23 protein-coding genes are annotated in these 21,480 nt (G+C 41.9%); 22 read left to right on the top strand and 1 reads right to left on the bottom strand.

Translation table 11 applies throughout. The annotated features are described in order from the left end of the window. The first annotated feature begins 97 nt into the window (after positions 1–97). From hemW to mtaB, 8 genes are all read left to right on the top strand, one after another. Positions 98–1,237, top strand: coding sequence for a radical SAM family heme chaperone HemW (gene hemW, locus MHH65_RS11685; RefSeq protein WP_098676954.1), 1,140 nt, complete (start codon positions 98–100; stop codon positions 1,235–1,237). Positions 1,238–1,318: 81 nt separating this feature from the next. Next, positions 1,319–2,350, top strand: coding sequence for a heat-inducible transcriptional repressor HrcA (gene hrcA / locus MHH65_RS11680; protein ID WP_003217350.1), 1,032 nt, complete (start codon positions 1,319–1,321; stop codon positions 2,348–2,350). 63 nt (positions 2,351–2,413) lie between these two features. Continuing rightward, complete coding sequence (grpE, locus tag MHH65_RS11675; protein ID WP_024423035.1) at positions 2,414–2,971, top strand: nucleotide exchange factor GrpE; 558 nt, start codon at positions 2,414–2,416, stop codon at positions 2,969–2,971. A gap of 24 nt (positions 2,972–2,995) precedes the next feature. Continuing rightward, complete coding sequence (gene dnaK, locus MHH65_RS11670) at positions 2,996–4,834, top strand: molecular chaperone DnaK (protein ID WP_024423034.1); 1,839 nt, start codon at positions 2,996–2,998, stop codon at positions 4,832–4,834. Positions 4,835–4,999: 165 nt separating this feature from the next. Next, the gene (gene dnaJ, locus MHH65_RS11665; protein ID WP_024427952.1) at positions 5,000–6,133 is read left to right on the top strand and encodes a molecular chaperone DnaJ; all 1,134 of its coding nucleotides are present in this window, start codon (positions 5,000–5,002) and stop codon (positions 6,131–6,133) included. 22 nt (positions 6,134–6,155) lie between these two features. After that, positions 6,156–7,091: a 50S ribosomal protein L11 methyltransferase gene (prmA, locus tag MHH65_RS11660; RefSeq protein ID WP_024423032.1), complete on the top strand. Its 936-nt coding sequence runs from the start codon at positions 6,156–6,158 to the stop codon at positions 7,089–7,091. Between the two features lie 23 nt (positions 7,092–7,114). Continuing rightward, positions 7,115–7,885 carry a 16S rRNA (uracil(1498)-N(3))-methyltransferase gene (locus tag MHH65_RS11655; RefSeq protein WP_024427953.1) on the top strand — a complete coding sequence of 257 codons (771 nt, stop codon included), beginning with the start codon at positions 7,115–7,117 and terminating at the stop codon, positions 7,883–7,885. Next, positions 7,885–9,243 carry a tRNA (N(6)-L-threonylcarbamoyladenosine(37)-C(2))-methylthiotransferase MtaB gene (gene mtaB, locus MHH65_RS11650; RefSeq protein ID WP_073206350.1) on the top strand — a complete coding sequence of 453 codons (1,359 nt, stop codon included), beginning with the start codon at positions 7,885–7,887 and terminating at the stop codon, positions 9,241–9,243. The genes MHH65_RS11655 and mtaB overlap by 1 nt, the downstream gene beginning before the upstream one ends. Positions 9,244–9,285: 42 nt before the next feature. Here mtaB and MHH65_RS11645 read toward each other — a convergent pair whose 3' ends face one another. Continuing rightward, complete coding sequence (locus tag MHH65_RS11645) at positions 9,286–10,215, bottom strand: Na/Pi symporter (RefSeq protein WP_076840451.1); 930 nt, start codon at positions 10,213–10,215, stop codon at positions 9,286–9,288. A gap of 182 nt (positions 10,216–10,397) precedes the next feature. Between MHH65_RS11645 and rpsU the strand changes: the two genes are divergently transcribed. From rpsU to MHH65_RS11575, 14 genes are all read left to right on the top strand, one after another. Continuing rightward, positions 10,398–10,571, top strand: a complete 174-nt coding sequence (gene rpsU, locus MHH65_RS11640) for a 30S ribosomal protein S21 (protein ID WP_003152957.1) — start codon at positions 10,398–10,400, stop codon at positions 10,569–10,571. 14 nt (positions 10,572–10,585) lie between these two features. Continuing rightward, positions 10,586–11,035: a GatB/YqeY domain-containing protein gene (locus tag MHH65_RS11635; RefSeq protein WP_034280115.1), complete on the top strand. Its 450-nt coding sequence runs from the start codon at positions 10,586–10,588 to the stop codon at positions 11,033–11,035. Positions 11,036–11,176: 141 nt separating this feature from the next. Further along, positions 11,177–12,490 carry a nodulation protein NfeD gene (locus tag MHH65_RS11630; protein ID WP_070326492.1) on the top strand — a complete coding sequence of 438 codons (1,314 nt, stop codon included), beginning with the start codon at positions 11,177–11,179 and terminating at the stop codon, positions 12,488–12,490. Positions 12,491–12,517: 27 nt separating this feature from the next. After that, on the top strand, positions 12,518–13,510 hold the full coding sequence (floA, locus tag MHH65_RS11625; protein WP_024423026.1) for a flotillin-like protein FloA: 993 nt from the start codon (positions 12,518–12,520) through the stop codon (positions 13,508–13,510). 31 nt (positions 13,511–13,541) lie between these two features. Next, entirely contained in the window at positions 13,542–14,039 is a 498-nt protein-coding gene (locus tag MHH65_RS11620; RefSeq protein ID WP_070326493.1) for a hypothetical protein, read from the top strand. A 206-nt stretch (positions 14,040–14,245) separates the two neighbouring features. Beyond that, entirely contained in the window at positions 14,246–14,527 is a 282-nt protein-coding gene (gene yqfC / locus MHH65_RS11615) for a sporulation protein YqfC (protein WP_012010618.1), read from the top strand. An 18-nt stretch (positions 14,528–14,545) separates the two neighbouring features. Further along, positions 14,546–15,736, top strand: a complete 1,191-nt coding sequence (gene yqfD / locus MHH65_RS11610; RefSeq protein ID WP_041118008.1) for a sporulation protein YqfD — start codon at positions 14,546–14,548, stop codon at positions 15,734–15,736. A gap of 3 nt (positions 15,737–15,739) precedes the next feature. Next, on the top strand, positions 15,740–16,699 hold the full coding sequence (locus tag MHH65_RS11605) for a PhoH family protein (protein WP_034280122.1): 960 nt from the start codon (positions 15,740–15,742) through the stop codon (positions 16,697–16,699). Between the two features lie 138 nt (positions 16,700–16,837). Further along, positions 16,838–18,925 (top strand): HD family phosphohydrolase, encoded by a 2,088-nt coding sequence (locus tag MHH65_RS11600; RefSeq protein ID WP_193510700.1) that lies wholly within the window; start codon positions 16,838–16,840, stop codon positions 18,923–18,925. Further along, positions 18,926–19,405, top strand: a complete 480-nt coding sequence (gene ybeY, locus MHH65_RS11595; protein ID WP_024423021.1) for an rRNA maturation RNase YbeY — start codon at positions 18,926–18,928, stop codon at positions 19,403–19,405. Beyond that, the gene (locus tag MHH65_RS11590) at positions 19,383–19,769 is read left to right on the top strand and encodes a diacylglycerol kinase family protein (protein ID WP_034280126.1); all 387 of its coding nucleotides are present in this window, start codon (positions 19,383–19,385) and stop codon (positions 19,767–19,769) included. Before ybeY ends, MHH65_RS11590 begins: the two co-directional genes overlap by 23 nt. Positions 19,770–19,882: 113 nt before the next feature. Next, positions 19,883–20,281 (top strand): cytidine deaminase, encoded by a 399-nt coding sequence (locus MHH65_RS11585; protein ID WP_008356263.1) that lies wholly within the window; start codon positions 19,883–19,885, stop codon positions 20,279–20,281. Beyond that, complete coding sequence (gene era / locus MHH65_RS11580) at positions 20,274–21,179, top strand: GTPase Era (protein ID WP_007501305.1); 906 nt, start codon at positions 20,274–20,276, stop codon at positions 21,177–21,179. The genes MHH65_RS11585 and era overlap by 8 nt, the downstream gene beginning before the upstream one ends. 148 nt (positions 21,180–21,327) lie before the next feature. Beyond that, complete coding sequence (locus tag MHH65_RS11575) at positions 21,328–21,471, top strand: YqzL family protein (RefSeq protein ID WP_003217288.1); 144 nt, start codon at positions 21,328–21,330, stop codon at positions 21,469–21,471. Positions 21,472–21,480: the final 9 nt, after the last annotated feature.

The following is a 21,480-nucleotide window of genomic DNA, read 5'->3' as shown; positions in this document are numbered from 1 at the left end:
GCTTTACAATGTCTGCCTTGACGTTTATAGTCGATAACAAACAAAGACGCCGCAGCGATAAACTGCGGCTCTTTACCTGTAAAGAAGGTGTCATCTAATGAAAGCAGCATACATTCACATTCCATTTTGTGAGCATATTTGCCACTATTGTGATTTCAATAAATTTTTCATCAAAACGCAGCCAGTCGACGAATACTTAGCGGCTCTTGAGAAAGAGATGCAGCACACGATCGAGCAAAAAGGCGAACAGGAACTAAAGACAATTTTTATTGGCGGGGGAACCCCGACATCACTGACTGTCAGTCAGCTAGACAAGCTCATGAACAGCATTCACAGCGTATTAAAGCCGACAAAAAAACTGATTGAATTTGCAGTAGAAGCAAACCCAGATGAATTATCGCTTGAGAAACTGCATGTGCTTAAAGCAGCCGGCGTGAATCGGCTGAGCTTTGGCGTTCAAACCTTTGAAGACGATTTGCTCAAGAAAATTGGACGAGTTCATCAAAAGAAGGATGTCCTTACATCCTTTGAGCGAGCTAGAGCGGTTGGATTTGACAATATTAGCCTCGATCTTATGTTTGGCTTGCCGCATCAAGAAAAGCATCATGTGATGAATTCACTTGAGACGGCTTTCTCGCTGGGGGCAGAGCATTATTCGGTTTACTCACTCATCGTCGAGCCGAAAACCGTTTTTTATAACTTAATGCAAAAAGGAAAACTTCATTTACCGCCGCAAGAACGTGAGGCTGAAATGTATGAGCTTGTGATGGATGAAATGGAGCGCCATGGATTAAAGCAGTACGAAATTAGCAATTACGCCAAACCTGGCTTTGAAAGCCAGCATAACCTGACCTATTGGAGCAATGAAGATTACTTCGGTTTTGGTGCAGGCGCACACGGGTATGTAGATGGCATCCGAAATGTGAACGCAGGGCCGGTGAAACATTATTTGGAGCTGATTGACCAAACAGGGTTCCCGTATAAGGAAACACATCAGGTCACAAAAGCAGAGCAAATAGAAGAAGAAATGTTTTTAGGTCTTCGAAAAATCGAAGGGGTGAAAAGCGCTGATTTCCAAGCAAAATATGGTGCTGCACCAGAAGCACTTTTTTCCACTGTTCTTGAAGATTTAGAAGAAAAAGGCCTCATTGTAAAAGATGACAAGGGGATACGTTTAACAAGAAAAGGAAAATTGTTAGGCAATGAAGTATTTCAAGCGTTTCTCGGTGAGTTATAATTGACATTTTAATTTGAGTTTGGTAATTTTGTTTATACAATTAGCACTCGTTGAAAGAGAGTGCTAACAGGGGTGATGATGATGTTAACAAATCGTCAGCTTTTGATTCTGCAAGTCATCATTAATGACTTTATTCGTTCGGCGCAGCCAGTTGGATCAAGGACTCTTTCTAAAAAAGAAGACATTACATTCAGCTCTGCGACGATTAGAAACGAAATGGCTGATTTGGAGGAACTTGGTTTTATTGAAAAGACCCATTCTTCATCAGGAAGAATTCCTTCCGAAAAAGGATATCGTTATTATGTAGATCATTTGCTCTCTCCGCGAAAACTGTCGTCTAAAGAGCTTGTGCTCATCCAGTCGGCCTTTCAGGAGAAAATTTTTGAGCTGGAAAAGACAGTTCAAAAATCGGCGGAAATTTTATCAGATCTCACAAACTATACATCGATTGTGCTTGGTCCAAAGCTAAGTGAAAATCGATTAAAGCAAATTCAGCTTGTCCCTGTTCAGCCAAACAAAGCAGTGGCGATCATGATTACAGACAGCGGACATGTTGAAAACAAAACCATTACCTTCTCTGAGCATCTCGATGTCTCCGATATTGAGAAGCTGATGAATATTTTAAACAGCCGCCTAGCCGGAGTCCCGATGGATCAGCTGAAGGACAGAATGTATAAAGAAGTTGTGATGCTTCTTCGTACGCATTTAAAAGATTATGATCATATTTTAGATGCCCTCGGCAATACATTTACATCGACTCAAAATGAATCAAAACTTTTCTTTGGCGGGAAGATTAATATGTTGAATCAGCCGGAGTTTCATGACATTGACCGCATCCGTTCACTCATGATGCTTATTGAGCAAAAGAATGATGTCATGCAGCTGTTTCATCCAAATCAGCAAGGAATCACCATTAAAATCGGTTCAGAAAACAATTTGGAAGCGATGGAGAACTGCAGCTTAATCACAGCTACTTATTCGATTGATCAAAAATCACTCGGCTCCATTGCCGTCATTGGTCCAACCCGTATGGATTATGGCAGGGTTGTCAGTCTCTTGCATCATGTATCAAAAGACTTGTCAAACGCACTTTCCAATTTGTATGATGAGTAGGGTGATAAAAGATAGGGGCACAGCCCCTTCGTATTTTTGAATCTTTTGAGGGAGGTGAACACAATGTCAGAAGAAAAACAGACACCTGAGCAAGAAGCAGAGGTTGAAGCACAAGAAGAAGCAGTTCAAGCAGATACTGAGGAAGTAACAAATGATGAACAGTCTGCCTTCCAAGAAAAAATCGATGAATTGCAGCAGCTTCTAGATGAAAAAGAAAACAAAATTCTGCGTGTTCAAGCAGATTTTGAAAACTATAAACGCCGTGCTCGAACTGAAGTGGAGACCGTGCAAAAATATCGTTCTCAACATGTTGTCAGTGATCTTCTCCCAGCTCTTGATAACTTTGAAAGAGCGCTTGGAATTGATCCAGACAATGAGCAGACGAAAAGTTTGTTAGAAGGAATGCAAATGGTTTACCGCCAGCTGGTAGAAGCGTTGAAAAATGAAGGCGTTGAACCAATTGAAGCTGTCGGCAAAGAGTTCGATCCAAACCTTCATCAAGCCGTCATGCAAGTTGAAGATGAAAACTACGATTCAAATATCGTTGTAGAAGAATTGCAAAAGGGCTATAAACTCAAAGACCGAGTTATTCGTCCATCAATGGTAAAAGTAAATCAATAACTACATAATGGGAGGTCATCGAATATGAGTAAAATCATTGGGATTGACTTAGGAACAACAAACTCATGTGTTGCAGTACTTGAAGGCGGCGAGCCAAAAGTCATTGCTAACGCTGAAGGAGCACGTACAACACCATCTGTTGTCGCTTTTAAAAACGGAGAGCGCCAAGTGGGTGAAGTAGCAAAACGTCAATCAATTACAAACCCGAACACGATCATGTCTGTTAAAAGACATATGGGTACTGATTATAAAGTAGAAGTTGAAGGTAAGAACTATACACCGCAGGAAATCTCTGCAATTATTCTTCAGCACCTTAAATCTTACGCTGAAGGCTATCTTGGCGAAGAAGTAACAAAAGCTGTTATCACAGTTCCTGCTTACTTCAACGATGCAGAACGTCAAGCAACGAAAGATGCTGGTAAAATTGCTGGTCTTGAAGTAGAACGTATCATCAACGAACCAACAGCAGCTGCACTTGCGTATGGTTTAGATAAAACAGAAGAAGATCAAACGATTCTTGTATACGACCTTGGCGGCGGTACATTTGACGTATCGATCCTTGAGCTTGGAGACGGCGTCTTTGAAGTGCGCTCAACTGCTGGGGACAACCGTCTAGGTGGAGACGATTTTGACCAAGTTATCATTGATCACCTAGTGGCTGAATTCAAAAAAGAAAATGGCATTGACCTTTCTAAAGATAAAATGGCGCTTCAGCGTTTAAAAGATGCTGCTGAAAAAGCGAAAAAAGATCTTTCTGGTGTATCTTCTACACAAATCTCACTGCCATTTATCACAGCTGGAGAAGCAGGACCTCTTCACCTTGAATTAACGTTAACACGTGCTAAATTCGAAGAGCTTTCTGCAGATCTTGTAGAGCGTACAATGACACCTGTACGTCAAGCACTGAAAGATGCTGGTTTATCTGCTAGCGAGATTGATAAAGTCATCCTTGTTGGTGGATCAACTCGTATTCCTGCAGTACAAGAAGCAATCAAAAAAGAAACAGGCAAAGAGCCTCATAAAGGTGTAAACCCTGATGAAGTAGTTGCACTTGGTGCAGCGATCCAAGGTGGAGTGATCACAGGGGATGTCAAAGACGTTGTTCTTCTTGACGTAACACCACTTTCTTTAGGAATTGAAACAATGGGCGGCGTATTCACGAAGCTGATTGAACGCAATACAACAATTCCAACAAGTAAATCTCAAGTATTCTCAACAGCTGCTGACAACCAAACAGCTGTAGATATCCATGTCCTGCAAGGTGAGCGCCCAATGGCTGCAGATAACAAAACATTAGGCCGCTTCCAATTGACTGATATCCCGCCGGCACCACGCGGCGTACCGCAAATCGAAGTATCTTTTGATATCGATAAAAACGGTATTGTCAACGTACGTGCGAAAGATATGGGTACAGGCAAAGAGCAAAACATCACAATCAAATCTTCTTCAGGTCTTTCTGATGATGAGATCGAAAAAATGGTCAAAGAAGCAGAAGAAAATGCTGAAGCAGATGCGAAGAAAAAAGAAGAAATCGAAGTGCGCAACGAAGCAGATCAATTAGTGTTCACAACTGAAAAAACATTAAAAGATCTAGAAGGCAAAATCGATGAAGAGCAAGTGAAAAAAGCAAATGACGCGAAAGATGCGCTAAAAGCTGCGATCGAAAAAGGCGAGTTTGAAGACATCAAAGCGAAAAAAGATGAGCTGCAAACAATCGTTCAAGAATTAACGACAAAGCTCTATGAAGAAGCTGCAAAACAAGCACAAGCTCAGCAAGAAGGCGCTGAAGGTGCTCAAAAAGCAGATGACAATGTAGTGGATGCAGAATACGAAGAAGTAAACGACGATCAAGAGAAAAAATAATCACCTTTACTTTTGAAAAGGACTGCTGAAACGTACTCGTCAGAAAGTCAAAGTCAGGATCTCTTGGCTTTGACTTTTTTTCTTTTCAACGATGAAAGGAATTGAAAAAGGTTAAATCAAAATGATACAATCGTATTTATGTGAGAAAATCGGGAGTGTGAAGAGATGAGTAAGCGTGATTACTATGAAGTGCTTGGCGTAAGTAAGAGCGCCTCAAAGGACGAAATCAAAAAGGCATACCGCAAGCTTTCAAAAAAGTATCACCCTGATATTAATAAAGAAGCTGGCTCAGATGAGAAATTCAAAGAAGTAAAAGAAGCCTATGAAACCCTTTCTGATGATCAAAAACGTTCGCATTATGACCAGTTCGGTCATACCGATCCAAACCAAGGCTTTGGCGGCGGCGGTTTTGGCGGAGGAGGAGACTTTGGCGGCTTCGGCGGCTTTGATGACATCTTCTCTAGTATTTTTGGCGGCGGAGCCAGAAGAAGAGATCCAAATGCACCGCGCCAAGGAGCGGACCTGCAATATACAATGACGCTTTCGTTTGAAGAAGCGGCATTTGGAAAAGAAGCAACCATTGAAATCCCTCGTGAAGAATCTTGCGAGACATGTCATGGATCAGGTGCAAAGCCTGGTACGCAGGCAAAAACCTGTTCACATTGCGGCGGTTCTGGTCAATTAAATGTTGAGCAATCCACTCCGTTTGGTAAAGTGGTCAACCGCAGAGTATGTAACTACTGCAGCGGAACAGGGAAACAAATTGATCATAAATGTTCAACATGCGGCGGCTCTGGCAAAGTGCGTAAGCGTAAGAAAATTAACGTGACGATCCCTGCAGGTGTTGATGATGGCCAGCAGCTCAGAGTGTCTGGGCAAGGTGAACCAGGCGTAAATGGAGGACCTCCAGGCGATCTATTCGTTGTATTCCATGTGCGTGCGCATGAATTCTTCGAACGTGATGGAGATGACATTTACTGCGAGATGCCGCTTACCTTTGCGCAGGCTGCATTAGGTGACGAAATTGAAGTGCCGACATTACACGGAAAAGTAAAATTAAAAGTTCCTGCTGGCACTCAAACTGGCACGAAGTTTAGACTCAAAGGAAAAGGTGTGAAAAATGTACGCGGCTACGGCCAAGGCGATCAGCATATCGTTGTACGTGTCGTCACACCGACAAATTTAACAGACAATCAAAAAGATATCATTAGAAAATTTGCTGAAGTGAGCGGAAATAAACCAGACGAACAAGAAATGAGCTTTTTCGATAAGGTAAAACGCGCATTTAAAGGCGAGTAAGACGGATAAGGAGTTGGTAGTATTGAAGTGGTCAGAAATTAGCGTCCATACAACAAATGAAGCGGTGGAACCGATCACCAATATTTTGCATGAAGCAGGTGCAAGTGGTGTCGTGATTGAGGACCCGCTTGATTTAGTCAAGGAACGTGAAAATGTATACGGTGAGATCTACCAGCTCGATCCGAATGACTATCCAGATGAAGGTGTCATTGTGAAAGCCTATCTTCCAATGAACAGCTTTTTGATGGAAACGGTAGATGAGATCAAAGAAGCCATCAACAACCTTCTTCTATACGATATTGACCTTGGGCGCAATACACTGTCAATTTGTGAAGTAAATGAAGAAGAATGGGCCACCGCATGGAAGAAATACTATCATCCTGTGAAAATCTCTGAAAAATTCACCATCGTTCCAACGTGGGAAGAATATACACCAGTTCATTCTGATGAACTGATTATTGAAATGGACCCTGGAATGGCATTTGGAACAGGTACGCATCCAACAACCGTCCTTTGCATTCAGGCGCTTGAGCGCTACGTGAAGGAAAACGATACGGTGATTGATGTTGGAACAGGCTCTGGAATTTTAAGTGTGGCAGCAGCAATGCTTGGTGCAAAGGACATTCAAGCCTTTGATCTCGACACCGTTGCGGTAGAAAGTGCGAAGCAAAACATCGAACTAAATGGTGTAAGTGACCAAGTGACGGTCAAACAAAACAATTTGCTTGATGGAATTTCAGGTGAGCGTGATGTGATTGTCGCCAACATTCTGGCAGAAGTGATTTTGCGCTTTACAGATCAAGCCTATGACCTATTGAAGAAAGATGGCTATTTCATTACATCAGGCATCATTGGACAAAAGAAATTACAGGTCAAAACAGCATTAGAAGAAGCAGGTTTTGACATTGTTGAAGTGCTGTCAATGGAAGATTGGGTCAGCATTATAGCGAAAAAATAAAGCGAGTAGGTGTCAGGACACGTATGCAACGATATTTTATCGACCTCACGAAAGAAGAAGTGACGTTAAAGGGAGCCATCGTTATAAAAGGTGAAGATGTACATCATCTTTCCAATGTCATGCGGATGAAAGCAGGGCAGGAAATCCTTTGTTTAACGACAGACGGCTTTGAAGCGCTCAGTAAAATTGATACAATAACAAAGGAAGAAGTGATTTGTCACCTTGAAAGCTGGACAAATCAGGACAGAGAACTTCCGATTAGGGTGACGATTGCAAGCGGTCTTCCAAAAGGAGATAAGCTTGAGCTCATTATCCAAAAAGGCACAGAGCTTGGCGCAAGTGCTTTTATCCCGTTTCAAGCGGCTCGTTCTATTACAAAGCTTGACCAAAAAAAGTCACATAAAAAACGAGAGCGCTGGGAGAAAATCGCGAAAGAAGCAGCCGAGCAGTCCTACCGGAATATCATTCCCCGTGTTTATTCAGTATCAACGTTTAAAGAGCTGACGCAATTAGCTGGTGAATTCGATAAATGTGTCGTTGCATACGAAGAATCATCGAAAGAAGGAGAGCAAAGCCGTTTTCAAACTGTGCTTCAACAGATGAAAGGCGGACAAACCTTGCTAGTGGTTTTTGGCCCTGAAGGCGGTTTGGCAGAAAAGGAGATTGAAGAGCTTGAAACGCTTGGTGCAGTCATTTGCGGGCTTGGACCACGCATTTTAAGAACAGAAACTGCTCCTTTATATGCGCTTTCTGCTATATCTTATCAAACAGAGTTATTAAGAGGTGAATCATGATGGGAACAGTAGCGTTCCATACACTTGGCTGTAAGGTCAACCACTATGAAACAGAGGCGATCTGGCAGCTGTTTAAAGAAGCTGGCTATGAAAGAAAAGAGTATGAATCAAAAGCAGACGTATATGTCATTAATACATGTACGGTCACGAATACAGGCGATAAGAAAAGCCGCCAAGTCATTAGAAGAGCCATTCGCCATAACCCGGATGGTGTCATTTGTGTAACAGGCTGCTATGCGCAAACATCACCAGCAGAAATCATGGCGATTCCTGGTGTTGATATTGTGGTTGGAACACAGGACCGACATAAATTACTAGGCTATATTGAAGAATACCGCAGAGAAAGACAGCCGATCAACGGGGTTGGCAATATCATGAAAGCACGTGTATTTGAAGAACTTGATGTTCCTGCCTTTACAGACAGAACGCGCGCTTCATTAAAAATCCAAGAAGGCTGTAACAATTTCTGTACCTTCTGCATTATTCCTTGGGCGCGCGGCCTTCTTCGTTCTCGTGATCCAGAAGAGGTCATCAATCAAGCGCAGCAGCTTGTTGATGCGGGCTATAAAGAAATTGTGCTTACAGGTATTCACACAGGCGGATATGGAGAAGACTTAAAGGATTATAACTTTGCAAAGCTTCTAAAAGAACTAGATAAACGTGTTATTGGTTTAAAACGAATCCGTATTTCATCTATTGAAGCAAGTCAAATTACAGATGAAGTGATTGAAGTGCTTGATCAGTCAGATAAAATTGTCAGACACTTACACATCCCGCTTCAATCTGGCTCAAATACTGTGCTAAAAAGAATGCGCCGTAAATATACGATGGAATTCTTTGCAGAGCGTTTAACAAAGCTGAAAAAAGCATTGCCAGGACTTGCTGTCACCTCTGACGTGATCGTTGGATTCCCTGGGGAAACAGAAGAAGAGTTCTTGGAAACGTACAATTTTGTCAAAGATCATCAATTCTCTGAGCTGCACGTCTTCCCTTACAGCAAACGTACAGGTACCCCGGCTGCAAGAATGGAAGATCAAGTGGATGAGAATGTGAAAAACGAACGTGTCCACCGTTTGATCGCTCTTTCTGACCAGCTTGCGAAAGAGTACGCATCAGCCTACGAAGGTGATGTGCTAGAGATTATTCCGGAAGAATCCTTCAAAGAACAAGAAGGAAACCACAATCTTTATGTTGGTTATACCGATAACTACATGAAGGTTGTTTTTGAAGGGACAGAGGACATGATCGGCCGTCTGGTCAAAGTGAAAATTACGAAAGCGGGCTATCCTTATAACGAAGGACAATTCGTTCGCATCAGCGATGATGTGCAGCCAGACAAAGTGAGAATGACCTCATAATAGATAAAAAAACCGGCAGCCAAAAGGGCAAGCCGGTTTCTTTTATTTTGACTGATTCGGCATGAGACACAAGATCAATGCGTGAAAAGGGCGAATGAACGGAAAGAAGAGGAGAGAGCTTGCCACATTAAACAGCAGGCTGAAATGCGCAATCTGCTGGGCAGGAGAGCTTGCGAGAAGGGCGACAACCTCTGTGATCAGGGCGAGAAACGGCAGGCATAAAAGAACCCCAAGCACATTAAACACGACGTGTGCATAAGCCGTTTGACGTGCTGCGTAGCCGCCGGATATCGCAGCCATCACAGCCGTAATACATGTCCCAATATTGGACCCCAACACAAAGCTGATGCCTTCCTGAAGTGCCACAGTTCCTTCATTCATAAATCCCATTAAAATACCGATGCAGACTGAGCTCGAATGAACAATTGCTGTGAAAATGGTACCCGAAAGCAGCGCTGTCCAGTCTGAATGCTGCATCATTTCAAGAAAACGCAATGTCTCAGGCTGGCTTGTCATCATCCCTGCAATTTTTGAAAAGCCTTGTATGCAAAAAAAGATCATCCCGAGCCCAAATAAACTTTTTCCTGCATGTCTAAAAGATGTCCTGCCAAAAAGGATAAATACAAGACCGGCTATGATCAAAACCCACATGAATACGTCCATTTTAATGGCGATAAATTCTGTCGTAAACGTTGAGCCGATATTGGTTCCAAGAATCATTGGGATCGATTTTTTAAAAGAGAGAATGCCAGTACTGACAAAGCCAATGACGATGACCATAAAAGCAGAACTGCTTTGTAGAACCCCTGTAAACACAATGCTGACCAAGAATGCTTTGACCGGGTGATCTGTAAAGAGAAGAAGTGATTTCTCAATACGAGACGACGCAAGCGCCATTAATCCTTTTCTCAGCAAACCCATTGACCATAAAAAAATGAAAATAAGTGCACAAAAATAAATGATCGCCATCATAGAAAAGTCCTCCTCTTACCAATGAATATATGGACTTGTCTACCTGCTCATGACGAAAATATATTTCCAAATCACTTAGTTGACCTCACACTGGGCTTATATTATAATGTCTAGGTACATGTTTTGCATGTATATCTTTTTTTAATGCAGTCGATTGGTGTATTCGGAGGGAGGGAAAGAGAATGTCAAAAACGGTCGTTAGAAAAAACGAATCGCTTGAAGATGCTCTTCGTCGCTTTAAACGCAGTGTATCCAAAACTGGAACATTGCAAGAAGCAAGAAAGCGTGAATTTTATGAAAAGCCTAGCGTAAAGCGTAAGAAAAAGTCTGAAGCTGCTAGAAAACGTAAATTCTAAAGAGGGTGGATTTTATGAGTCTTCTTGAGCAATTAAATTCTGATATGAAGCTTATGATGAAAAACCGTGAGAAAGACAAGCTTGTTGTCATTCGTATGGTAAAGGCTTCGCTGCAAAATGAAGCAATTAAGCTTAAGAAAGACAGTTTGACCGGCGATGAGGAACTAACCGTCCTTTCCCGCGAGATTAAGCAACGTAAAGACTCCCTCCGTGAATTTTCGAAAGCTAATCGCTTAGATTTAGTAGATAAAGTTCAAAAAGAGATTGACATATTAGACGTTTATTTACCAGAACAGCTTTCTGAAGAAGAACTGCAAACGATCGTGAAAGAAACGGTCGCTGAAACAGGTGCTTCCTCGAAGGCTGACATGGGTAAAGTCATGAGCGCTATTATGCCAAAAGTAAAAGGTAAAGCTGATGGAGCTGTCATTAACAGACTTGTCAGCGAGCAGCTGTCTCAATAAAAAAGTATCCTTCTATTGTTAGAAGGGTACTTTTTTTATGTCCTCGTGATTCTGTCATATAAAAATGAAACCTATGATACATTTGTAACGTATGTAAAGGAACGGTAAAATGGAAGAAAGAGAGGAGGGATCACCAAATAGATGAAAAAAATAAAAATTTCTATTGCTCTCTTCAGTTGTTTTATAATATGCTTGTTATTAGGGGTTCAATTGACCGCGAAATCAGCAGATCAGAAAGTTCATGTTATCCCAATTGAAGATACAGTAGAAAAAGGACTTTCTAAATTCATTGAACGATCGTTTGAGCAGGCAAAGTCGGAACGGGCGAAGCATATTATTCTCGACATCAATACACCGGGTGGTGCAGTTGATGCAGCGCTTAAAATCGCAGATACGATTCGTGCTTCCGATATCCCAGTGACAGCGTTTGTCAATCATAGAGCGCTTTCAGCGGGGGCATTCCTTGCATTAAATGCCGATCAAATTTATATGACCCCGAATGGAAAAATGGGGGCTGCTGCGATCATTGATGGAGAAGGCAATGCTGCCGATCAAAAATCTGAATCTCTATGGCTTGCTGAAATGAGTGATGCTGCCGAAAAGCAGGGGCGTGATCCAAAGTATGCTCTTGCCATGGCAGATGTAGATATAGACGCAAAAGAAGCCGGTGCACCAAAAGGAGAATTGCTCACCTTCAATACAGACCGTGCGCTTCAATTCGGGTATGCAGAAGGGGAAGCAAAAAATATGGATGACTTGCTTCAGAAGCTGAAATTACAAGACGCTTCTGTTCAATACGATGAAGTGAGCTTTGCTGAAAAGGTTGCGCGTTTTCTTACGCACCCAATTGTCATTCCAATCCTTTTATCCATTGCAAGCTTAGGGTTAGTTGTTGAGCTCTATTCTCCTGGCTTTGGGGTCCCGGGCACCATGGGAGTGACAGCGCTTCTTCTATTCTTTTATGGTCATCTCGTGGCAGGTTTTGCAGGATATGAGACGTTGTTCCTGTTTTTAGCAGGGATTGCACTCATCATTCTGGAATTGTTTTTGCCAGGGGGAATCGTAGGTGTCATTGGACTGATCTGTGTCGTTGTCAGCTTATTTTTAGCAGCTGGAAGCTTTACAGAAATGGCGATTTCCATCTTGATTGCCACTGCTGTTTCAACCATAGCAGTTATTTTATTGACAAAGGTGTTGGGGAAACGTATGAAATTCTTTAAAAAGTTCATTTTAACCGATTCAACCAATAAGGAAAGCGGTTATGTCTCAAATGAAACAAGAGAGGATCTTGTTGGACAAATCGCAGTGACAGCCACTGCACTTCGTCCATCTGGTACGATCGTACTTGGAGATGAGCGCATTGATGTTGTGTCAGAAGGTGCATTTATCGATAAAGATGAACAAGTAAAAATTGTGAAAGCGGAAGGCTCACGCATTGTCGTGAGGAAAGTATAGATATACTGATTTTAGAGGAGGAATAAAATGGATCCATCTACTTTACTATTATTTGTGATTATCGCAGCAGGTTTGATTGTTCTATCGATCTTTTTCACTTTTGTACCGGTGATGCTGTGGATTTCTGCCCTAGCGGCTGGCGTAAAAGTGAGCATTTTTACACTTGTAGGAATGAGACTGCGCCGAGTGATTCCAAACCGAGTGGTCAACCCGCTCATCAAAGCACATAAAGCAGGTCTTGATGTGACGATTAACCAGCTGGAGAGCCACTATCTTGCAGGTGGTAACGTGGACCGAGTTGTGAACGCATTAATTGCAGCTCAACGCGCGAATATCGAATTGAACTTTGCCCGCTGTGCAGCCATCGACCTAGCAGGCCGTGATGTACTTGAAGCAGTTCAAATGAGTGTAAACCCTAAAGTCATTGAAACACCATTTATTTCTGGTGTTGCGATGGACGGGATTGAAGTCAAAGCAAAAGCACGTATTACAGTTCGTGCAAACATCGACCGACTTGTCGGTGGTGCAGGGGAAGAAACAATTATTGCCCGTGTAGGTGAAGGGATTGTCTCTACAATCGGTTCATCAGATAATCATAAAAAGGTTCTTGAGAACCCTGATATGATTTCTCAAACGGTTCTTGGTAAAGGATTAGATTCAGGTACTGCATTTGAAATTCTCTCGATTGATATCGCAGATGTTGATATCGGTAAGAACATCGGGGCAATTCTGCAAACAGACCAAGCAGAAGCAGACAAAAACATTGCACAGGCGAAAGCAGAAGAACGCCGCGCAATGGCTGTTGCACAAGAACAAGAGATGCGTGCGAAAGTTGAAGAAATGCGCGCGAAAGTCGTAGAAGCAGAGGCTGAAGTACCACTTGCAATGGCTGAAGCATTACGTGAAGGCAATATTGGTGTCATGGACTACATGAACATTAAGAATATCGATGCTGATACGGATATGAGAGATTCATTTGGCAAAATGACAAAAGGTCCATCTGATAATGAAAACAAATAAGCATCCTCTCACGCTTTAAGGAGGGAGCCCATTGGACATTCTATTTGAAAATCCGCTACTAATTGCGATTATCATCGGTATCATCTCTGCCGTCTTTGGGAAGATCGGCAAACAAGAGGAGAACGAAGAGCAGAATCAGCAAAAGAAGCCCGCTCCTCAGCGTAAGCAGGTGCCCCAAAAGCAAACAAAGCAAACAAGTCCAGATCCAGTCGTGACCGATCAGCTGGACGATTTCGGCGATGTACATGATCATGGCGGGATGAAGAAAAAAACTTCTCCGTCCTTACAAGATCGCTATACGGCTACACTTGCCGAAATGGAAGAAAGAAAAAACGAGCTGAACAAAGAGTTCCAATCGCTTGAAAGAGAGCTGACAAGGCCAAAGGCTGCATCTGCTGAAATGAGGCCAAAATTCATTGAGAAGCTGAACCAAGATACAATTGTTCAAGGAATGATCCTTGGAGAAGTATTTGGAGAGCCGCGCGCGAAAAAGCCGCACAGAACGATGAAACGGCCATATAAAAGATAAAGAAGAAAGCCCCCTTTTTCATAAAGGGGGGCTTTTTTTGCCTGATGACGATTTTTCTTAAAGAAAATGCTGAAAGGGCTATTTTACGGGATTCATTAGCATGATATGAACCCCTGAGGAATAGGATGATATAGAGGCTTTCTCATCAGTCTCACCATCTTTCAGTTTGATCTCATACACATGAGGTGGGAAGGGGTTCTTATTGAATGGGAAAAAGAAAAAATCGACTTAAAGCATGGCTGACAAGAACACTTGAAATCCCTCCAGACGTGATGATGGATCTTCCCCGTATTACGATGGTTGGCAGACTCCACATTTACATAGAGAACCATAAAGGGCTTTTGCTTTTCAGTGATCAAGAGGTAAGGCTGATGCTCAAACAGGGACAATGCATTATTTCAGGGAAAGATTTTGTGATTAAAACGATTTTGCCAGAAGAGATTTTATTGGAAGGGAAAATCGATGAGGTCCGTTATATTGATTCTTAACTGACGGAGGGGAGAAGCGTGAAGAATAAATGGTTCGCCTATTTTATTGGCAGAGTGGAAGTGGAGATCAAAGGAAATGGCATTGAGCGGCTTATCAATGAGTGCACGAGGCAGGGGATCACAATGTTTCAAGTGAGCCGCCGTCAAGACAGCGTGCGCTTATTTATTCGCTTATCAGATGTACATGCCTTCAGAAAGGTACGCAGACATCATGACGTGACATGTTCATTTCATCAAAAAAAGGGCTTTCCATTTCTACTCCTATGGTCAAGGAAGAATATCGGATTTACCCTTGGGATTGTATGCTTTCTAGTGACGATATTGGCGCTTTCAAACATGGTATGGAAAATCGATATTAAAGGAGCCAATCCAGAAACTGAACATCAAATGAGAAAGCATTTAGACGACATTGGGGTGCAAAAAGGACGTTTTCAGTTTCTAATGGGAACACCTGAAAAAATTCAAAAATCCCTGACAACCAATATTCAAAGCATCACATGGGTCGGCGTAGAACTAAACGGAACAACCTTTCAAATGAAAGTTGTGGAAAAAAATGAACCTGAAAAAGAAAAATACACGAGTCCTCAGCATATCGTCGCCAAGAAAAAGGCTGTCATCACGAGAATGTATGTAGAAAAAGGGGAGCCGCTTGCCGCGGTTGATGAACATGTAAAGAAAGGACAGATGCTTGTCTCTGGACTCATTGGCAGCGAAGATCAGCAAAAAACGGTAGGAGCCAAAGCGAAAATCTATGGTGAAACGTGGTATCGTTCAGAAGTTTCTGTCCCTCTTCGAACATCTTTTGACGTTTTTACGGGTAAAATGAAGACAAAGCACAAGCTCTCCGCATTTGGAGGCTCACTGCCATTTTGGGGCTTTTCTTTTAAAAAGGATGATTTTAAGCAGCCAAAAACAGAAACAGAAGTTCATCCGCTTCATTTCTTAAACATGCAGCTCCCATTCTCTTATGAAAAGGAAATTACACGCGAAAGTGAGAAAATAAATCGCGAATACACAAATAAAGAAGCGGTTCAAGCAGGGATTAAAATGGGTAAAAAAGAATTAGAAGAGAAGCTAGGTCAAACAGGAGAGGTGAAAAGTGAAAAAGTTTTGCACGAGACAACAGGGAATGGTAAAGTTAAGTTAATCATCCTTTACCAAGTAATAGAAGATATTGTTCAACCAACACCTATTGTTCAGGGAGACTAGAGAATGACAGAACATTTACTTGAGATTCAACAAAAATTGGATAGCCCAAACGAAGCGATTGCTTTATTTGGCAATCAAGATGCTTATCTGAAACTAATGGAAAACGAGCTGAACGTCTCCATTATTACGCGTGGAGAAAAAGTGTATGTTTCTGGTGAGGAAGCATCGAGAGATACAGTAAGCCGTTTGATCACATCTCTTTTACATCTCATCCGTAAAGGAATTGAGATATCTGAACGGGATGTCGTCTATGCCATTAAAATGGCGCAAAAAAACAAGCTGAATTATTTTGAAAATATGTATGAAGATGAAATTACGAAAAATGCCAAAGGAAAGTCGATCAGGGTGAAAACAATCGGCCAGCGTGAATATGCTGCGGCGATGAAAAAAGATGACCTGGTCTTTGGAATTGGACCCGCTGGTACAGGGAAGACGTATTTGGCAGTCGTCCATGCGGTCCATTCGCTGAAAAATGGACATGTGAAACGGATAATCCTGACAAGACCAGCTGTTGAAGCAGGAGAGAGTCTTGGCTTTTTACCAGGCGATCTAAAGGAAAAAGTAGATCCTTATTTAAGACCACTATATGATGCCCTGCATGATGTGCTTGGCAGTGATCATACGGAACGACTAATCGAGCGCGGCGTGATTGAAATAGCGCCCCTTGCCTATATGAGAGGCCGGACGCTTGATGATGCATTTGTGATATTAGATGAAGCGCAGAATACAACACCTGCCCAAATGAAAATGTTTTTGACGAGACTTGGGTTTGGCTCTAAAATGGTCATTACAGGAGATATTACACAGATTGATCTGCCAAAGGGCATGCAGTCAGGTCTTGCAGCTGCAAAGGACATGCTTGCAGAGATCAGGGGCATCTCATTTATTGAATTAGACCAGACAGATGTGGTCAGACACCCGCTTGTGGCGAAGATCATTGGCGCATACGAAAAGCAAAAATGAACTGAGTGACCCGATCGTCTTCATCGGGTCATTTTGTTTCGATCGTGGTTTAAAGTAAAAAAGGAGGTACTTTCCTTGAGAAAGAATCAAAAAGGCAGTAAGCGCAAAAGACTGCTGTCTAAAAAAGAACCTCAGAAAATGGAGCGCTCACGTTATTTAAATGTTTTGCTGTACGCTGGTTTAGCAGCCATTTTATTCGTGGTGCTCTTCTTCCATGTAAAGCCTGAATCGCTCGACTTAGATTTATTTTCAGTGAGCGAACAGACCATCTATTCTCCGTCAACCGTTGATGATCAAGAAGCGACAGAAGAAAAGAAACAAGAAGCAACAGATCAGGTAGAAGATCAATATACGCTCAAAAAAGCGTATTCTGATAATCGCGTAGACCTCATCTCATCCCTCTTTGAAGCCATTAAAGAAGAGAAGAAAGCAGCTGATGATAAAGAGAACGCGCCATCAGATCAAGAAATGGTCAAGCGTGTCAAAGAAAAGCTCACAACAGATATGCAGGAAGCTGTTTCGGATCAATCCATCAAAGCACTGCTCCAAGCAAGTGATGAAAATCTCTCATTTACTAAGGATTCCATCATCACAGTGGTGAATTCACTGATGAGTAAAGAAATCACAGCAGCGAAATTACAAGATGAGAAAAAACAAGTCAAAACAGAGCTTAAAAACAATTCGATTCCATCAAAATACTTAAATGCGGCGAAAGAAATCGGTGAATTTGCGATCATTCCAAACTATGTATTTGACCCAGTGGCAACAGAGAAGAAAAGACAGGAAGCGGCTGACAATATTCAGCCTGTGCAAATTAAGCAGGGGCAAATCTTAGTTGAAGAAGGAGAGCTCATTGACCGGGAAGTTTATCGCAAATTAGAACTCACGGGTCTGTTAAACAGCTCAAATTTATTTAAGCCTGTAAGTGGTCTTCTCATATTAATTGGACTTTTCTTAGCAGCGATTGTTCATTCCCTTGAATCGAGGAAAAAATCGCTTGTCCATAAGAATAAGTCGTTACTGCTTTACTCGCTTATTTTCACGATTATATTAATTATCATGGAAGTGTTCAGCCTCTTCCAGGAAACGAAGTATACGACGATAGGCTATGTCGTGCCAGTGGCACTTGGCACGATGCTGATCAAGCTGCTTATTAATGAGCGGCTGGCGATCTTCTCCGGTCTTGTATTTGCTCTTTGCGGCAGTATGATGTTTAATCAAGGAGTAACCGGCGTCTTTAACTATGTGATCTGCGCTTATTATCTGATGAGCGGGATGGCGGGTATTTTATTTTTAAGAAAACATAATGCAAGATCAAAAATATTGCAGGCGGGGCTTTTGGTTGCTTTGGTGAATGTACTTGTGGTTTTATCCATTACACTCATCCAAAATTCTTCACCATCAGGGCTTGAAATCGGTGTGAACCTCATGATGGCGATTGTGTCAGGGTTTGCATCATCTATCTTGGTCATTGGGTTAATGCCTGTTTTTGAGAGCATGTTTGGTATTCTTTCCACAATGAAACTGATTGAATTATCCAATCCAAATCATCCGCTGCTCAAAAAGATTTTAACCGAGACACCAGGTACATATCATCATAGTGTCATGGTGGCGAATTTAGCGGATGCTGCATGTGAAGCAGTCGGCGCAAATGGTCTTTTAGCAAGGGTCGGTGCTTATTATCATGACATTGGGAAAACGAAAAGACCGCAGTACTTTATCGAAAACCAAATGAACATTGATAATCCGCATGACAAGCTTTCTCCTCAGCTGAGTAAAAATATTATTATTGCCCATACGACAGATGGCGCTGATATGCTGAGAGAAAAGAAGTTTCCTGAAGAACTTGTCGACATTGCCGAACAGCATCACGGGAAGTCTCTTTTAAAGTTCTTTTACTATAAGGCGAAAGAGCGTGATGATCAGGTGACAGAAGATGAATTCCGTTACCCTGGTCCAAAGCCGCAATCAAAAGAAGCAGCGATTATTTCTGTGGCTGACAGCGTTGAAGCGGCGGTTCGTTCGATGCATAATCCAAATCCAGAGCGGATTGAAAAGCTTGTCAAAGGCATTATTTCAGATAAAATGCAGGACGGGCAATTTAGTGAATGTGACCTCACATTTAAAGAATTAAATATTATCAGCCAAACGATTTGTACAACATTAAAGGGGATTTTCCATTCTCGGATTGAATATCCAGATGCCCCGAAGCAGAAGGTGAAGTAAATGACATTGTTAATCGATTTAATAGATGAAACAGGACAAGTATCAAAAGAGCAGCTTGAAGAAGTGGAAAAGCTTCTTCAGTTTGCTGCAGACGAACTTGAGGTCAAGGATCAAGCGGAAGTATCAGTGACGATCGTTTCGAATGAAGAGATTCATCAAATCAATAAAGAATACCGCGGAAAAGACGCACCAACAGATGTGATCTCCTTTGCACTTGAGGAAGAAGGAGAAGGGGAAATTGAAATCATTGGAGCAGATGATATCCCGCCTGTACTCGGTGACATTATTATTAGTGTAGATCGAACGAAAGAGCAGGCAGAGGAATATGGACATTCCTTTATGAGAGAGCTTGGATTCTTAACGATTCATGGCTTCCTCCATTTGCTCGGGTACGATCATATGACAGAGGAAGATGAAAAAGAAATGTTCGCCAAACAGACAAAGATCCTGGATGATTATGGTCTTTCGAGATCATCGTAAGAAAAGAAGGCCGCTCGCCCGTTTTTTTCGGAGTTTTTACTATGCATTTAGAGGAATATGGCGAACTTTCTTGAATGAACGGAATTTTCGATTTCACACAGTCGCAGCCATCATCGTGGTGATCTGCGGCTTTTGGTTCCGCATTGACCCATTTGAATGGCTGATCGTTCTTCTTCTTTGCGGGGGGATGTTTGCGCTTGAGCTTGTCAATACAGCCATTGAACATACAGTGGATCTGATGACAGAAGAAAGGCACCCGCTTGCAGAGAGAGCGAAGGACGCTGCGGCAGGCGCTGTTTGCGTTTACGCCGCGATTTCGGTTATGATTGGGTTGATCATCTTCTTACCGAAGATCATGCAATAGAACAATATTACTATTTATTAACATTTTTAGAAATGGGCGTGAAAATGTCACGTGAATTATGTAAAATATAAATGTGACAGTGGTACCATTTCTTCTGAAAGTGGGAACTAGGAATGAACAAACAAGAGTTGATTTCAGAAGCAATCAAAGCAAGAGATTTTGCATATGTACCCTATTCTAAATTCAAAGTCGGTGCAGCATTACTGTCGAATGATGGAAAAGTGTATGGCGGCTGCAACATTGAAAATGCAGCATATGGTATGTGTAATTGTGCGGAAAGAACAGCACTTTTTAAAGCCTATTCAGAAGGCATTACATCTTTTCAAATGTTAGCAGTGGTGGCTGATACAGACCGTCCTGTTTCGCCGTGCGGCGCATGCAGACAGGTCATTTCAGAGCTATGTGCACCTGATATGCCAGTGATTCTAACGAACTTAAAAGGACATATATACGAAACAACAGTAAACGAACTATTGCCAGGCGCATTTTCACCGGAGGATTTAAATGACTAACGAAAGCTTCAAATCAGGATTTGTATCAATTATTGGAAGACCAAATGTAGGGAAATCAACCTTTCTTAATCGTGTCATTGGACAAAAGATCGCCATCATGAGCGATAAGCCCCAAACGACGCGAAACAAAGTGCAAGGTGTTCTGACAACAAACACATCACAAACGATCTTTATCGATACACCGGGGATTCATAAACCTAAGCATAAGCTTGGTGATTTTATGATGAGGGTGGCTCAAAATACACTGAAGGAAGTCGACCTGATCTTGTTTATGATTAACGCACAGGAAGGCTATGGCAAAGGTGATGAATTCATCATTGAACGACTAAAGCAAACATCTACACCGGTGTTCCTAGTCGTTAATAAAATTGACCAAATTCATCCAGATGAACTGTTCCTTTTAATTGATGAATACCGCACACGTTACCCATTCAAGGAAATTGTGCCAATTTCAGCTCTTGAAGGAAACAATATCGACACGCTTCTTCAGCAGATTGAAGGTTATCTTCCAGAGGGCCCTCAATTTTATCCGGCAGATCAAGTAACAGATCATCCAGAACGGTTTATTATTTCTGAATTAATTCGTGAAAAAGTGCTGCATTTAACGAGAGAAGAGATTCCGCACAGTATTGCGGTTGCGATTGAATCGATTAAGCCAGATGAAAATGGCAAGATCCATGTCGCGGCGACCATTGTCGTAGAACGTGATTCGCAAAAAGGGATCGTCATTGGTAAACGAGGCAGCTTGTTAAAAGAAGTGGGACAAAAAGCGCGCAGAGATATTGAAGCACTTCTAGGCTCAAAAGTGTATTTAGAGCTTTGGGTCAAAGTTCAGAAGGACTGGCGTAATAAATCCACTCACCTGCGTGATTTTGGATTTAGAGAAGACGAATATTAAAAAATCGCTGCATTTGTCAGCAAATCTGACAATGGTGCGGTTCGATTAGTAAAAATTGTTTATCATGAAATGGAGGTAGCCTGGTCAAGATAAAATTAATATGTTGGATGTAGCGTTGCTGCTTCTAATAAAGAAAGGTGGGGTTTTTATGTTGAATTTTACATGGAACGTATTTTCACAAACAGGAAGCGTTGACACGTATCTGCTTTTCAAAGAGTTAGAAAAGGAGAACCTGGAAAGACCCGATGTACTTGAAGAAGAAATAGCACGATTTGATTTTCCAATCTTATAATTCTTGACC

Source organism: Bacillus sp. FSL L8-0654 (genome assembly GCF_038629965.1).
GTDB classification, from domain to species: domain Bacteria; phylum Bacillota; class Bacilli; order Bacillales; family Bacillaceae; genus Bacillus; species Bacillus safensis.
This window is presented reverse-complemented; position numbering and strand designations above follow the sequence as displayed.